Annotated in this window: 13 protein-coding genes; 9 read left to right on the top strand and 4 right to left on the bottom strand. The window is 66.7% G+C overall.

What is annotated here, in order from left to right; translation table 11 throughout:
* The first annotated feature begins 9 nt into the window (after positions 1 to 9).
* The 6 genes from QO207_RS17220 to QO207_RS17195 all read left to right on the top strand — a co-directional run bounded on the left by QO207_RS17220 (position 10) and on the right by QO207_RS17195 (position 7,893).
* Positions 10 to 1,605: an FAD-binding oxidoreductase gene (locus QO207_RS17220; protein WP_301533551.1), complete on the top strand. Its 1,596-nt coding sequence runs from the start codon at positions 10 to 12 to the stop codon at positions 1,603 to 1,605.
* Positions 1,606 to 1,609: 4 nt separating this feature from the next.
* Positions 1,610 to 3,184, top strand: coding sequence for a glycerol-3-phosphate dehydrogenase/oxidase (locus QO207_RS17215; RefSeq protein WP_301533550.1), 1,575 nt, complete (start codon positions 1,610 to 1,612; stop codon positions 3,182 to 3,184).
* Between the two features lie 7 nt (positions 3,185 to 3,191).
* Positions 3,192 to 4,751: an FGGY-family carbohydrate kinase gene (locus QO207_RS17210; protein WP_301533549.1), complete on the top strand. Its 1,560-nt coding sequence runs from the start codon at positions 3,192 to 3,194 to the stop codon at positions 4,749 to 4,751.
* Between the two features lie 79 nt (positions 4,752 to 4,830).
* Positions 4,831 to 5,751 carry a lipid kinase YegS gene (gene yegS / locus QO207_RS17205; protein ID WP_301533548.1) on the top strand — a complete coding sequence of 307 codons (921 nt, stop codon included), beginning with the start codon at positions 4,831 to 4,833 and terminating at the stop codon, positions 5,749 to 5,751.
* 113 nt (positions 5,752 to 5,864) lie between these two features.
* A complete protein-coding gene (locus QO207_RS17200) occupies positions 5,865 to 6,794 on the top strand; it encodes a chemotaxis protein CheV (RefSeq protein WP_301533547.1) in 930 nt (309 codons plus the stop codon).
* Between the two features lie 289 nt (positions 6,795 to 7,083).
* On the top strand, positions 7,084 to 7,893 hold the full coding sequence (locus tag QO207_RS17195; protein WP_301533546.1) for an MOSC domain-containing protein: 810 nt from the start codon (positions 7,084 to 7,086) through the stop codon (positions 7,891 to 7,893).
* Between the two features lie 133 nt (positions 7,894 to 8,026).
* On the opposite strand, the gene QO207_RS17190 is transcribed toward QO207_RS17195, so the two are convergent.
* Both QO207_RS17190 and QO207_RS17185 read right to left on the bottom strand, forming a co-directional pair.
* Positions 8,027 to 8,407: a lysozyme inhibitor LprI family protein gene (locus QO207_RS17190; protein ID WP_301533545.1), complete on the bottom strand. Its 381-nt coding sequence runs from the start codon at positions 8,405 to 8,407 to the stop codon at positions 8,027 to 8,029.
* 61 nt (positions 8,408 to 8,468) lie between these two features.
* Entirely contained in the window at positions 8,469 to 10,394 is a 1,926-nt protein-coding gene (locus tag QO207_RS17185) for a transglycosylase SLT domain-containing protein (protein ID WP_301533544.1), read from the bottom strand.
* Between the two features lie 211 nt (positions 10,395 to 10,605).
* Here QO207_RS17185 and QO207_RS17180 point away from each other — a divergent pair, with 211 nt between their 5' ends.
* A complete protein-coding gene (locus tag QO207_RS17180) occupies positions 10,606 to 12,522 on the top strand; it encodes an ATP-binding cassette domain-containing protein (RefSeq protein ID WP_301533543.1) in 1,917 nt (638 codons plus the stop codon).
* A gap of 67 nt (positions 12,523 to 12,589) precedes the next feature.
* Positions 12,590 to 13,276, top strand: a complete 687-nt coding sequence (locus tag QO207_RS17175) for a hypothetical protein (RefSeq protein WP_301533542.1) — start codon at positions 12,590 to 12,592, stop codon at positions 13,274 to 13,276.
* 44 nt (positions 13,277 to 13,320) lie between these two features.
* Here the strand turns inward: QO207_RS17175 and QO207_RS17170 are convergent, their stop codons facing one another.
* The gene (locus QO207_RS17170; protein ID WP_301533541.1) at positions 13,321 to 13,761 is read right to left on the bottom strand and encodes a universal stress protein; all 441 of its coding nucleotides are present in this window, start codon (positions 13,759 to 13,761) and stop codon (positions 13,321 to 13,323) included.
* Positions 13,762 to 13,842: 81 nt separating this feature from the next.
* Here QO207_RS17170 and QO207_RS17165 point away from each other — a divergent pair, with 81 nt between their 5' ends.
* On the top strand, positions 13,843 to 14,277 hold the full coding sequence (locus tag QO207_RS17165; RefSeq protein ID WP_301533540.1) for a hypothetical protein: 435 nt from the start codon (positions 13,843 to 13,845) through the stop codon (positions 14,275 to 14,277).
* A 5-nt stretch (positions 14,278 to 14,282) separates the two neighbouring features.
* Here the strand turns inward: QO207_RS17165 and QO207_RS17160 are convergent, their stop codons facing one another.
* Positions 14,283 to 15,089, bottom strand: a complete 807-nt coding sequence (locus QO207_RS17160) for a hypothetical protein (protein WP_301533539.1) — start codon at positions 15,087 to 15,089, stop codon at positions 14,283 to 14,285.
* Between the last annotated feature and the right edge of the window lie 94 nt (positions 15,090 to 15,183).

Here is a 15,183-nt window from a genome sequence, read left to right as displayed (position 1 = left end):
GGAGCGGGCATGCGACGCTGGAACGGCTGGGGTGAAGAAACGACGGTGGTGGAATTGCCCGATAACGGGCGTGATTTTCTCGCCGAACTGGTCGGCCCCGGCCTGACGCTGCCGGACGCGACGCTGGAGCAGGTGCTGGCCAAGGTGCCGGCATCGCGCCTGCCCGAGCACCCGCTGGTGGTGCGCGAAGCTCGCGACCGCCTGCTGCACGCCCGTGGCCAGAGCCTGCCGGACTGGCTGGCGATGCGCGAAGGCGACTTCGGCGTGTTCCCCGATGGCGTGGCCTACCCGCAGACCGCCGAGCAGATCCGCGAGCTGCTGAAATTCGCCGAGCTCTGGGACTGCCTGGTGATCCCCTACGGCGGCGGCACCTCGGTGGCCGGTCACATCAACCCGCCGGTGTCCGACAAGGCGGTGCTCACCGTGTCCCTGGAGCACATGAACCGCCTGCTGGAGCTGGACGAGCAGAGCCTGATCGCCACCTTCGGCCCCGGCGCCAATGGCCCGCAGGTGGAAAGCCAGCTGCGCGCCCGTGGCTATACGCTCGGCCACTTCCCGCAGTCCTGGGAACTCTCCACCCTCGGTGGCTGGGTCGCCAGTCGCTCCAGCGGCCAGCAGTCGCTGCGCTACGGGCGCATCGAGCAGCTGTTCGCCGGTGGCACCCTGGAAACCTTCGCCGGCAGCCTGGAGATCCCGACCTTCCCGGCATCCTCCGCCGGCCCCGACCTGCGCGAAGTGGTGATGGGTTCCGAAGGCCGCTTCGGCATTCTGTCGTCGGTGAAGGTGCGGGTGACGCGCATCGCCGAGGACGAGCGTTTCTACGCGGTATTCCTGCCGTCCTGGGAGCAGGCGCTGGAAGGCATCCGCACCCTGACCCAGGCGCGCGTCCCGCTGTCCATGCTGCGCCTGTCGAATGCTGTGGAAACCACCACCCAGCTGGCGCTGGCCGGCCATCCGGGGCAGATCGCCTGGCTGGAACGCTACCTGAAGTTGCGCGGCGCAGCCGAGGGCAAGTGCATGCTGACCTTCGGCGTCACCGGCGACCGCGCGCAGAACGCGACTTCGCTGCGTGCCGCGCGGCGGATTCTTAAAGGCTTCGGCGGCGTGTTCACCGGCACCCTGCTGGGCAAGAAGTGGGCGCAGAATCGCTTCCGCTTCCCCTACCTGCGCGAGGCGCTGTGGGAGAACGGCTACGTGGTCGACACCCTGGAAACCGCCACCGACTGGTCCAACGTCGACAACCTGCTCAACCGCATCGAAGCCAGCCTGCGTGAAGGACTGGCCGCCGAGGGCGAGCGCGTGCACGTGTTCACCCACCTGTCCCACGTCTATGGCGAAGGGTCGAGCATCTACACCACCTACGTGTTCCGCCCGGCCGCCAGCTATGCGGAAACCCATGAGCGCTGGGGCAAGCTCAAGCATGCTGCCAGCCAGACCATCGCCAACAACCGCGGCACCATCAGCCACCAGCATGGCGTCGGCAAGGACCACGCACCCTATATGCCGGTGGAAAAGGGCCCGCTGGGCATGGCCGCGATCAAGGCGCTGGCCGGGCATTTCGACCCGTCCGGCCGGCTGAACCCCGGCACCCTGCTGCAGGACTGAACCCATGGCCTGGAATGCGGCGTGGCGCGCCGAGGCGCTGCCGGAGCTGGCTGCGCGTGACTGGGACCTGATCGTCGTCGGTGGTGGCATTACCGGCGCCGGCATCCTCCGTGAAGCCGCGCGACGCGGCTGGTGTTGCCTGCTGATCGAGCAGCGTGACTTCGCCTGGGGCACCTCCAGTCGCTCGTCGAAGATGGTCCACGGCGGCCTGCGCTACATCGCCAAGGGCCAGTTCGGCCTGACCCGCGACTCGGTGCGCGAGCGCCAGCGCCTGATCGGCGAGGCGCCAGGGCTGGTCGATCCGCTGAGCTTCATCATGCCGCACTACCAGGGCGGCTTCCCCGGCCCGCGGGTGTTCGGCACGTTGCTGTCGGTGTATGACGCGCTGGCGGGGCGGCGCAACCACCTGTTTCATCGCCTGGAAGAGCTGCGTTACCTGGCGCCGGGCCTGAAGGAAGAGCGCCTGCTGGGCGGCACCCGCTTCCAGGATGCGGTCACCGACGACGCGCGCCTGGTGATGCGCGTACTCGGCGAAGCGCGTGCTGAAGGCGCGGAAGCGCTGAACGGTCTGAAGGTGATCGAACTGGATCGCCGCGACGGCCGTGTCCAGGGGCTGGTCGCCGAGGACAGCGAAAGCGGCGAGCGCTTCAGCTTCCGTGCCCGTGCCGTGGCTTTAGCCACCGGCGCCTGGGCCGATGCCCTGCGGCAGAAGCACGGCAGCGAGCACATTCGCCCGCTGCGTGGCAGCCACCTGCTGCTGCCGGCCTGGCGCCTGCCGGTCGCCCACGCCTTCAGCTTCATGCACGGACAGGACAAGCGCCCGGTGTTCGTCTTCCCCTGGGAAGGCGCAACCGTGGTCGGCACCACCGATCTCGATCACCGTGCCACGCTGGATGACGACGCCGCCATCAGCCGCGAGGAAGTGGATTACCTGCTGGCGGCCTGCGCGCAGCAATTCCCCTCTGCCCAGATCAGCGCGGCGGATGTGCGCTCCACCTGGGCCGGTGTGCGCCCGGTGGTCAGCGATGGTGCGCCGTCGCTCAAGCCTTCGGATGAGAAGCGCGAGCATGCGTTGTGGGTCGAGCCCGGCTGCGTGACCCTGGCCGGCGGCAAGCTCACCACCTTCCGCCTGCTGGCGCTGGAGGTGCTCGCGGCCTGCGCGCCGATGCTGGAACGGCCGCTGGAAGCGGCTGGCGAGCAGGTCTTCGAGCCCGTGCAAAGCATTGACCTGCCCGGGCTGACACCGCCCCAGCAAACCCGCCTGCGCGGCCGCCATGGCCGCGCGCTGCCGGAGCTGGCGCGGGTGCTCAAGGCCGTGGGCAGCGAGTGCATCGGCCATACCGATTCGCTCTGGGCCGAACTGGCCTGGGCGGCGGAGGGCGAACTGGTGCTGCACCTGGACGACCTGCTGCTGCGCCGTACCCGAATCGGCCTGCTGCTGGCCGACGGCGGCGCCCACGAGATGCCGAGGATTCGCGCGCTGTGCCAGCCACGCCTGGGCTGGGACGACACGCGCTGGAAACGCGAAGAACAGGACTATCTGGCGCTGTGGCGTCGCTGCTATAGCCTTCCGTACTGAGAGCCCCATGGATAACAAGAACTACCTGCTGGCCATCGATAACGGCACCCAGAGCGTGCGCGCGCTGCTCTTCGATCTCCAGGGCAACCTGGTGGGCAAGGGCAAGGTCGAACTGGAGGCGTATTTCTCCTCGCAGCCCGGCTGGGCCGAGCAGCACCCGGAGTATTACTGGGAGCAGCTGGGTGAGGCCTGCAAGCGCCTCTGGGCCAGCGTGGACATCGACCGCAGCCGCATCCGTGGCGTCTCGCTGACGACCCAGCGCGGCACGGTGATCCACGTTGACGAAGCCGGCCAGGCGCTGCGCCCGGCGATCATCTGGCTGGACCAGCGCCGCGCCGAGCTCGAAGGCTCGATCAAGGGGCCGTGGGGCTGGCTGTTCAAGCTGGTGGGCGCGCAGGGCGCGGTGGACTACTTCCGCACCCAGGCCGAAGTGAACTGGGTCGCCCAGCAGCAGCCCGATATCCACCAGCGCACGCACAAGGTGCTGCTGCTTTCCGGCTTCCTCACCCAGCGCCTGTGCGGGCGCTACGTGGACTCGGTGGCCTGCAGCGTTGCCTACCTGCCGTTCGACTACAAGAAGCTGCAATGGGCCGCGCCGCGCGACTGGAAGTGGCAGGTGCTGGACGTGCGCCGCGAGCAGTTGCCGGAGCTGTTCAAGCCCGGCGAGAAACTCGGCGAGATCACTGCCGAAGCCAGCCGCCTGACGGGCATTCCCGAAGGCCTGCCGCTGATCGCCGCCGGCGCCGACAAGGCCTGCGAAGTGCTCGGTGCGGGCGCCATCGACCCGAGCGTGGCCTGCCTGTCCTACGGCACCACTGCGACCATCAACACCACCCGCTCGCGCTACCTGGAGACCATCCCGCTGATCCCGCCGTATCCGGCGGCGATTCCCGATCACTTCAACACCGAGGTGATGATCTACCGCGGCTTCTGGATGGTCAGCTGGTTCAAGCGCGAGTTCGGCCTGCGCGAGATGCAGCGCGCGCAGGAGCTGGGCATCGAGCCGGAGAAGCTGTTCGACGAGCTGGTCAACAGCGTCCCCGCCGGCTCCATGGGCCTGATGCTGCAACCCTACTGGACGCCGGGCATCCGCGAGCCGGGGCTGGAAGCCAAGGGCTCGATCATCGGCTTCGGCGACGTGCACACCCGCGCGCATATCTACCGCGCCATCCTCGAAGGCCTGGCGTACGCACTGCGCCAGGGCAAGGAGCGCATCGAGAAACGCTCCGGCACCCGCATCCAGCGTCTGCGCGTGGCCGGTGGCGGCTCGCAGAGCGATGCGGCGATGCAGCTCACCGCCGACATCTTCGGCCTGCCGGCGGAGCGCCCGCACGTCTACGAGGCGTCCGGCCTGGGTGCAGCCATCGATTGCGCGGTGGGGCTGGGGCTGTACCCGGACTTTTCCAGCGCCATCGCCGCCATGACCCGCGTCGGCGACGTGTTCCAGCCGAACCCGGAGGCGCAGCGCACCTACGAGCGGCTCTACGGCGAGGTCTACCAGCGCATGTACAAGCAGCTCAAGCCGCTGTACCAGAGCATCCGCGAGATCACCGGCTACCCGGCCTGAGTGGCAAAACAAGTGGGAGGAAATCGCCGCGGGCTAGTCTGAGTCCATATCCAATGGACTCACCGGGAGGAAACCCGCCATGACGCAATCCAAGGCCCTGCTGATCCTGCACGGCAAGCAAGCCGCCAACGAAGAGGTGCGCAGTGCCGTTCTGGCCGCGCGCAAGGCGGGTCGAGAGCTGGATGTGAGGGTGACCTGGGAGGGCGGCGACGCCCGGCGGCTGGTGGAGGAGGGCCTGGCGGCGGGCTACACGACGCTGATCGCCGGCGGTGGCGATGGCACCGTGCGCGATGTTGCCGAGGCTATTGCGCAAAACGCTGGCAAGGCCAGCCTGGCGATTCTGCCGCTGGGCACCGCCAATGATTTCGCCCGCGCCGCCGGCGTGCCGCTGGAACCGGCCGCGGCGCTGGCGCTGCTGGACGTGCCGGCGCGGCCCATCGACCTGGGCGAGGTGGACGGACAGATGTTCCTCAACATGGCCACCGGCGGCTTCGGCTCGAAGGTCACGGCCAATACCCCGGAAGACCTGAAGAAACTGCTCGGCGGCGCGGCCTATCTGCTCACCGGCCTGACGCGATTTTCCGAGGTGCATGCGGCGCAGGGTCGCTTCACCGGGCCGGATTTCAGCTGGGAAGGCGAGTTCCTCGCCCTGGGGATCGGCAATGGCCGGCAAGCTGGCGGCGGGCACCTGCTGTGCCCGCAGGCGACGGCGGACGACGGGTTGCTGGATGTGAGCATCCTGCCGACACCACAGGACATGGTCGGCACCCTCGGCGCCTTGCTCGGCAGCGGTTTCGGCACCCAGGATGTGTTCGTCCGCGCGCGCCTGCCCTGGGTCGAGGTGGAGGCCCGCGAGGGGCTGGACGTCAACCTCGACGGCGAACCGCTGGAGGGCCGCAAGTTGCGCTTCGAGGTGCGCCCGGCGGCGCTGTCGATGCACCTGCCGGCGGATTCGCCGTTGCTCTCGTCCGCTGGGCGGCTGGACACGCCGAAGGGCTGAGCACACTGGCTCCAACGAAACGAGTCGTGCATGATGGCGCACGGCCAGCATCTTGTTCCGACAGATACGGCCGATAGCGTTCCCGCACGACTCATTCCGAATCTGGAGCAGGCATGGCCGGTATTCTCGACACTGTCGATCAACGCACCCAACTGGTAGGCGAGAACCGCCTGGAAATCCTGGTCTTCCGCCTGGCCGGGCGGCAGCAGTTCGCGATCAACGTGTTCAAGGTGCAGGAAGTGCTGCAGCTGCCGCGCCTGACCCTGATCCCGCAGCGCCACCCGATGATCTGCGGAGTGATCAACCTGCGCGGCCAGACCCTGCCGGTGATCGACCTGTCGCGCGCCATCGGCATGCGCGCGCTGACCCCGGATGCCAACAGCACCATCATCGTCACCGAGTACAACCGCTCGGTGCAGGCCTTCCTGGTGGGTGGGGTGGAGCGCATCCTCAACCTCAACTGGGAGTCGATCCAGCCGCCGCCCGGTGGCGCCGGCCGCCAGCACTACCTGACCGCGATCACCAAGGTGGAAGAGCGCCTGGTGGAGATCATCGATGTGGAAAAGGTGCTGGCCKAGATCGTACCGATGAACACCCGCGTTTCCAGCGACCGCCTGGACGACCGCCTGCTCAGCCAGACCCGTGGCCGCGAAGTGCTGGTGGTGGACGACTCCAGCGTCGCCATCTCGCAGCTGCGCGACACCCTCGGCCAGTTGGGCCTGCGCCTGAACGTGGCGACCGACGGCCTGCGCGCGCTCAACCAGCTCAAGCGCTGGGCCGACGAAGGCCTCGACATGGAAGAGAAGCTGCTGATGGTCTTCACCGACGCCGAGATGCCGGAGATGGACGGCTATCGGCTGACCACCGAGATCCGTAACGACCCGCGCCTGCGCGACCTCTACGTGGTGCTGCATACCTCGCTGTCGGGGAGCTTCAACGACGCCATGGTGAAGAAGGTCGGCTGCGACGACTTCCTCTCCAAGTTCCAGCCGGACCAACTGGTGGAAGTGGTGCGCCGGCGGCTGCAGAAAGTCCCCGCCTGACCATTCCCTGCTTTTCGTAGGAGCGAGCTTGCTCGCGAATGCTTTTCGCCATGCACATCGGCATCCTGCGGTTCGCGAGCAAGCTCGCTCCTACAAGAGCGCCCGGCCCCGCTCTTGTAGGAGCGGAGCTTCTCCGCGAAATCCTTCTTCCCTCGCCATGAGCGTCCGGCGAACCTCCCGCGGCAGGCCATGCCCGCGACCCCGCCCCTACAGGCGACCACCCGCCATTGCTAGACGAGCGTCCCACCCCGTATAAGGTCCCTTTCGCCTGCCCGATTGGAGCCCTTCGATGTACAGCCTGAGCGAGCTTTACCGCTACCCGGTCAAATCCACCGCCTATGAATCCCTGGAGTCGGTCCATCTCGACGCCCTGGGTCTGGAAGGGGATCGACGCTGGATGGTGGTAGAGGCTGCCAACGGCCGTTTCCTGACCCAGCGCCTGCTGCCGCAGATGGGCCGCATTGAGGCGCGCTGGAAGGAAGACTTCAGCACGCTGCGCCTGCGTGGTCCGGGCATGGATGATCTGCTGGTCGAGGTGCCGGGCAGCGATGAGAATCTGCGTGGCGTGATGATCTGGCGCGACATGCTGCAAGTGCCGGATGCCGGCGATGCGGCAGCCCAGTGGCTGAGCACGTTCCTCGGTCGCGAAGTGCGCCTGGTGCAGATTCCCGAAGAGCGCGCGCGGCAGGTCGACACCGCCTACGCCGAGCCCGGCGAGCACGTGCACTTCGCCGACGGCTTCCCGCTGCTGCTGATCGGCCAGGGCTCGCTGGACGATCTGTCGGCAAAGGTCGGCCGCCCGCTGGAGATGCTGCGCTTCCGCCCGAACCTGGTGGTCGCGGGCGCCGAGCCCTTCGCCGAGGACAGCTGGAAGCGTATCCGCATCGGCGACGTCACCTTCAAGGTGGCCAAGCCCTGCTCGCGCTGCATCCTCACCACCATCGACCCGCACACCGGCGAGCGCGACGCCGCCCGTGAACCGCTGGCGACCCTGATGGGCTACCGCAACGTCAATGGCGAAGCCCTGTTCGGCCAGAACCTGGTGGCGGAGAACCGCGGCGAGCTGAAGCTGGGCATGCCGGTGGAAGTGCTGGAGTAGGGCGCATCGCCTCGTGCGCCTGGCCCCACCTTGTAGGAGCGAGCTTGCTCGCGAACCCGCCTGACGCCTGCGCCGCCGGAAAATCTGTTCGCGAGCAAGCTCGCTCCTACAGTTAGCCGCAGCCGTCAGCGCTTTACAGCTTGCTGTCGACGCAACCGGTGCTCTGGCACTCGCGCTCACGTTCGCGCAGCACGGTCAGGCGCTCGTTGGTCTTGTCCACCGCGCACTGCAGGTTGACGAAGTAGCCGCCGTCGCGCTCATAGCTGCACTGGGCGTCGCGGTCCTTGATCCAGGCGATCTGGCTCTTCTTCAGCGCCGCCTTCTGGCCGTCGTTGAGCATCTTGCGCAGGGTGCCGAATTCATTGTTCAGCTCGCGGTCCACCTGGGCGTACTCGGTGCTCAGGCAGTACACGCTGTCGAAGGCGTTGCGCGGCTTCTCGCAGGCGGCCAGGGCATTGCCTGCGCTGAGCAGGCCGGCGGCCAGGGCGGTGAGGGAGAGCAGGGTCTTGCGCATGGGAACTTCCTTTTCCTTGAGGGGATGAAGACCGCCCGGCGAGTGCCGGGCGGGGGATGGGTCAGAGTTCGTCGAAGAAGCGTTCGTGCCAGTCGACGATGGGCTGCGGCGCGTTGAGCTTCTGCCCGTAGATCACTGCGTAGGAGAGCACGTTCTGCACGTAGGAACGGGTCTCGTCGAACGGAATGGTCTCCACCCAGACGTCGAAGGCCAGGTGGCGCGCATCCTTCAGCCACTGGCGCACGCGGCCGGGGCCGGCGTTGTAGGCGGCAGTGGCGAGCACGCGGTTGCCGTTGAACTGGCCGTGCACCTGGCTCAGGTAGGCGGCGCCGAGCTGGATGTTCACGTCCGGCACGATGAGCTGCTGCGGTGAGGCCAGCGGGATGCCGAACTTCTTCGAGGTTTCCTTGGCGGTGGCCGGCATCAGCTGCATCAGACCGGTGGCGCCGACGCCGGAGCGCGCATCGGACATGAAGGCGCTTTCCTGGCGGGTGATGGCGAACACCCAGCTGGAGTGCAGGCCGCGGTTGCGCGCCTCGCGCACCAGGGTGTTGCGGTAGGCCATGGGGAAGCGGATATCCAGGTCGTCCCAGTACTTGGCCTGGCTGATCGCGCGGATCGCCGGGAAGTACCACTGCATGTCGTAGGCGATCTTCGCCTGGGCCAGCAGCTCGTCGTGGCTGAGGTGGCGGGCGGCGTTGTACCACTCGCGGCGGGCGTTGATGATCTCGCCGCGAGCATAGAACTCCAGGGCGCGGCGGGTGCTCGGCGCATTGCGCACGCGTTGCAGGGTGCCTGCATCGAGCGAAACGGGTCGATTGTTCAGCTGATAGGGCGCGTTGATCCGGTCGGCAGCGAGGAAACCGTAGAAGTCACGCTCGTCGGCCACCGGCTTGTACAGGCTGACAGCCTGCTTGTTCTGCGGCTGCGCCAGTTGCAGCGAGCGCGCCTGCCAGTACTTCCAGCGATTGGTTTCCGCCAGCGACTGCGGCAGCGCGCGGGTCAGGTCGTAGGCTTCCTGCCAGCGGCCCAGGCGCAGCAGCAGGCGCAGGCGCCATTCGGTGACGGTATCGTCGCGCAGCTGCGGGTCGTACTTGACCATCATCGGCAGGGCGCGCGGGTCGTAGCGGCGCGCCAGGCTCAGGCCGATCTCGCGGGCGATGGAGACTTGCTCGTCACTGGAGAAGGGCAGCACCGAACTGTAGTAGTCCAGCAGGTTGATGGCCTTTTCCGGGTCCTGCTTGGCCAGGCGGCGCAGGCCCAGGCCGACGACGTCGGCGGTGGCATGGTCGCGGGCGCTGAAGCGGGTGGTCTGGCTCAGTTGCGCGGGGTTCTGCGCGACGTTGACCATCAGCGCGCCCTGGCTGCCGAGGGTCGGCAGGCGCTTGGAGAGCACTGTGGCGAGGCTGTAGTTGCCTTTCTCGGCGGCCAGCTTCAGGCGCTTCCAGACCTTCTCCTCGGTGAGCTGGCCGTCGGCCTGCCACATGGCGAAGGTGGTGTCGCAGGCGTCCGGCTGCGGCTTGCCGACCAGCCAGAGCTTCTCGGCGGTCTCGTAGCCCTCGGCCTTCTTGCCGTGGCCCAGCTGGTACTGGCCGTAGAGGCAGTCCAGCTCGGTGAAGTTCATCTTCGGGTCGTAATAGCGGACGAAGGTGCTCCAGTCGCCGCGATCGGCCAGCTGGCGCATCCAGCGCAGTTTCAGCCAGTTGATCTGCGGCAGGTCGCCGTGCTGTTCGATGAAGCGCTCGATCTCGGGGTTGCTGGCGCTTTTCAGGCGGCTGGTCAGTTCGTCGTAGGCCAGGTACGGCTGCAGCGGATAATCAGCCAGTGCCGATTGATAGGCGAAGTACGGACCGCTGTCGCCGCGCGCCAGCGCTTTCTGCGCCTCGTCGTACATCTGGCGCTGCTGGGGCAGGGACGCTGCGTTGGCTGTCGAGGCGGACAGGCTGAGGATCAGGCAGGAGAACAGTGAGAAAAGACGACCGCGCATGGCTCTTCCGGGAAGATGATCGGTGGGCGCAGGAATGGCGCGCGCCCGCTGCCACCTAGCTTAGCCTGTTGCGCGCGGGCGGCGAAAGCGCCGTCCGGAATGCATGGCGCAAAGGCGGACGCATGTCTCGCCGCGCGAGATTGTGTGCGACCCTCTGACTTTTGCGCGCTTTCCCTTAAACTGCGCGCCCTGTTTTACGGAAGATGCCCTCATGACCCTGCTCAAGTTAACCGACGTGTCCCTCGCCTTTGGCACCACTCCGCTGCTGGATAAGGTGTCCTGGCAGATCGCTCGCGGTGAGCGGGTCTGCATCATCGGCCGCAACGGCACCGGCAAGTCGAGCATGCTCAAGCTGGTCAAGGGCGAGCAGAAGCCCGATGACGGCGATATCTGGCGCGCCCCGTCGCTGAAGATCGGCGAGCTGCCGCAGGAACTGCCGCGCGCCGACGACCGCACTGTCTACGACGTGGTCGCCGAAGGCCTGGCCGAAGTCGGCGAGCTGCTGGCGCGCTACCACCACCTGAGCATGCACATCGAGAGCGAAGAGGACCTGAACAAGCTGGCGCACGTCCAGCAGGACCTCGAAGCCCGCGACGGCTGGCGCCTGGGGCAACTGGTGGACACCACCCTGAGCCGCCTGCAGCTGCCGGCCGACAAGACCCTCGCCGAGCTCTCCGGCGGCTGGCGTCGTCGCGTGCTGCTGGCCCAGGCGCTGGTCGCCGAGCCGGACCTGCTGCTGCTGGACGAACCGACCAACCACCTGGATATCGGCGCCATCGCCTGGCTGGAAAACGCCCTGGCGGACTTCCCCGGCGCCGTGCTGTTCATCACCCACGACCGCTCCTTCCTGCAGGCCGTGGCGACCCGCATCCTCGAACTGGACCGCGGCCACCTGATCGACTGGAACGGCGACTACGCCAGCTTCCTCGCCCATAAAGAGCAGGAACTGGCGGCGGAAGAAGCGGCCAACGCGCTGTTCGACAAGCGCCTGGCCCAGGAAGAAGTCTGGATTCGCCAGGGCATCAAGGCCCGCCGCACCCGTAACGAAGGCCGCGTGCGGGCGCTCAAGGCCATGCGCAACGAGCGCGCCGAGCGCCGCGAGCGTCAGGGCAAAGCCAGCTTCCAGATGGAGACGGCCGAGAAATCCGGCAAGCAGGTGATCGTTGTCGAGAAAGCCGGCTTCGCCCATCCGGGCGGCCCGGCGCTGATCCGCGACTTCTCCCTGGTGCTGCAGCGCGGCGACCGCATCGGCCTGCTGGGTGCCAACGGCACCGGCAAGACCACCCTGCTCAAGCTGCTGCTGGGCGACCTGCAGCCGACTTCTGGCAGCGTCAAGGAAGGCACCCGCCTGGAAGTGGCCTATTTTGACCAGCTGCGTCACCAGCTGGAGCCGGAAAAAACCGTTATCGACAACATTTCCGAAGGTCGCGAATTCATCACCATCAACGGGCAGAATCGCCACGTCCTCAGCTACCTGGGCGACTTCCTGTTCTCCCCGCAGCGCGCCCGCACCCCGGTGAAAGCGCTCTCCGGTGGCGAACGGGCACGCCTGTTGCTGGCGAAACTGTTCAGCAAGCCGGCCAACCTGCTGGTACTGGACGAACCGACCAACGACCTGGACGTGGAAACCCTTGAATTGCTGGAAGAGGTGCTGCTGACCTTCGATGGCACCGTGCTGATGGTCAGCCACGACCGGGCCTTCCTCGACAACGTGGTCACCAGCACCCTGGTGTTCGAAGGCGAAGGGCGCGTGCGCGAATTCGTCGGCGGCTACCAGGACTGGCTGCGCCAGGGCGGCTCGCCGAAGCTGCTGGGGGTGGGTGAGGAGAAGGGCGACAAGCCGGCCGCCGCACCTGTCGCCGAAGCACCGGTAGCCGCTCCGGCGGCCGCGGTGGAAGCGGCGGCACCGAAGAAGAAGCTGAGCTACAAGCTGCAACGCGAGCTGGAAGCCATTCCGGGGCAGATCGAGGCCCTGGAGACGGAAATGGCCGCGTTGCAGGCAGAAACCGCGGCGCCGACTTTCTACCAGCGTCCGCCGAACGAGGCGCAGGCGGTGCTGGATCGCCTGGGGGCGCTGCAAGGGGAACTGGACCAACTGATCGAGCGCTGGGCCGAGCTGGAGGAGTGATCCGTTCGGTCCGGTGATGTGCCTGCTGTGTGCGTATCGCTGATCAAAGACTGTTAGGGATGGCCGAATGGCAATCGAGTACCGCATCACCCTGGATGATGAGCACGAGTTCAGCTACCGCATCGAACTGGAACGTCACTACGACCCGGACACCGCCGACCAGGCGCCGCGCTGGACGCGCCTGGACTACAACCAGTGCAGCAACTGCCCGCTGGATCGCAGCAAGCACCGCCACTGCCCGGCGGCGGTGGACCTGCACCGGGTGATCGAGGACTTCCGCGGCCTGCCGGCCTTCAAAAAGGTCGCGGTGCAGGTGCGCACGCCGGAGCGCGAGTACATCAAGCACGCCGGCCTGGAAGAGGGCCTGCGCGCATTGCTCGGGGTGATCATGGCCACCAGCGCCTGCCCGCTGCTGGGCAAGCTCAAGCCGATGGCGCAGCAGCACCTGCCGTTCGCCAGCAACCAGGAGTTCATCCTGCGCGCGGTGTCGCTGTACCTGATGCGCCAGTACTTCAACTTCCGTGAAGGACGGCATGCGGACTGGGAGCTGAAGGGGCTGGTGAAGCAGTTCCAGCAGTTGCAGTTGGTGAACCAGGCGTTCTGGCAGCGCATCCATGAGACCTGCGACGGCGACTCGAACCTGAAGGCTTTCCTCAGCTTCTTCTCCATGGCGTCGAGCATGAGCTATTCGCTGGAGGCGCAGTTGCAGAAGGTACGGCCGCTGCTGATGAGCGGGGACATGCTCGGGGCCTGAAACGCAGCGGGCCCTTTCGGGCCCGCTGATTCATCGGTGCTGGCTCAGCTGGTCTTCTGCAGGCGTACGGCGAGAACGTCGCAGGGGGCGCCGTGCAGCACGTCGTTGGCGGTGGAGCCCAGCAGCAGGGCGAGGCCATGGCGGCCATGGCTGCCGACCACGATCAGGTCGCAGTTCTGTTCGTCGGCGAGGCGGTGGATTTCCTGGCGCGGCTGGCCGTACACCAGGTGGCACTGGGAACTGGTGATCTCCGCATAGGTGAGGGTGAACTGGTGCAGGCGTTCCTTGGCCTGGTCGAACTGCTGCTGTTGCAGCATCGACAGGTCCATCGGCACGTCGCCGCCGAAGGCCATGGCCATGGGCTCGACCACATGCACCGCCGAGAGCCGCGCGTCATTGGCCTTGGCCAGGGCGACCGCGCGCTTCATCACCGGGTCGCATTCTTCGGTAAGGTCGACGGCGACCAGAATGTGTTGGTAGGGCATGAGCGTCTCCTCCGGGGGACTCGTTATCAATCAGTATGGCCCCAATGGCCGTGCTTGACCTGTTTGACCGGTATAACCGATATGACCACGTGGATGGTAATTCTTCTCATCGCATTGGTGCTCAGCCCGTTGACCTGGCTGATCCCCTCGCGCGGCCAGCGCGGGCAGATGGACCTGCGCCTGCAGGCGCGGCGCCTGGGCCTGGCCATGCAGATGGCCCGGCAGGAGTGGCCGCACTGGCTGGAACGGCAGCCGCCGCGCCAATGCGCGCAGTACCACCGCGCCCGCGGGAAGAACCGCGATGCCTGGTGCTACTGGCAGAGCGAGCCGGGCGTGTGGCTGGACCGCTGGCGCGAAGCGAGCGCCCCGGCCGAGTTGGCCCAGGCGCTGGCCAGCCTGCCGAAGGACGTCTACATGGTCGAGGCGACCCCGCAGTTCCTCGCGCTGTACTGGGGCGAGCGGGGCGACAGCAGCGACCTGGAGCGGGTCGCTACTTTCCTTAAACAGCATGCCTGAAGTGTTCAGCTCTGCTGCGCGGCGTAGAGATCGGAAACCTTCTCCAGGTCTTCGATGATGCGGTCGGAGTACTTGTTGATCAGGAACGGCACGCTGTTCTGGTTGTAGTTCTGCAGCGATTTCTCGATGTAGCGCCACTTGATCGCCACGCCGCGTAGCTCCTGACCGATTTCCGGGGTGGTCTGCGGCGCCTGCTGCAGCTTCACCAGGTTTATCGCGAAGCGGTTGGCCAGGTCGTCCAGTGGGCGCTCCTCGCCGCCGCCGAAGAAGCTGGCGCCCACCGAGGCATTGCGCGAGGCGTAGTCCACCGCGATGTCCTGCATCAGCAGGCTCTGGTCGCGGGTCTGCTGGGTCAGCGGCGGGACCTTGCTGCCGCTTTCATCCTGGATCTTTGCGTAGAGCTGCTCGGCGGTGTCCAGCAGCTTGCGATTCTGTGCAGCAAGGTCGGCCACTGGTTGCAGGTCGGTGTAGCCGCTCTTGTCCAGCGCGCCGGTGAGCGTGTGCAGTTGGGCCGCATAGGCCTTCCATTGCTCCTGCAGCTCGCTATTGAGCTTCTTCGATTCGTTGCCGGGCATTTCCCCGAGCTTGGCCAGGGCGTCGGTGGCACTCTGCGACGAGGCCTCGACCATCTTGGCGTACTTCTGGTCGCCCTCCATGGCGTTGAACATGAAGAAGTCGCCCAGGCTGCGCTGCGCGGCCAGGCGTGTCTGATGAACATTGAGCAGGTCGCTGGCGGTGTCGGCAGCAGCGAAGAGGGGCAGGGCGGTGAGCGCGAGTGCGGACAGCAGGCGCACGAGCGGACGGCTGGGCATCGTTCCAACTCCTTGGAGCCATGGGCTTCTTGTTGTTTTGTTTTCCACAGGTTCCAGGCGTCTGCTCAGGTTGGCAGAGGGCAGATCGCCATTG

Origin of the sequence: Pseudomonas sp. CAN1 (genome assembly GCF_030462585.1) — a bacterium.
Classification (GTDB): Bacteria; Pseudomonadota; Gammaproteobacteria; order Pseudomonadales; family Pseudomonadaceae; genus Pseudomonas.
Note: the sequence above shows the minus strand (reverse complement) of the source record. Positions and strands in the feature narration are given on the sequence as shown.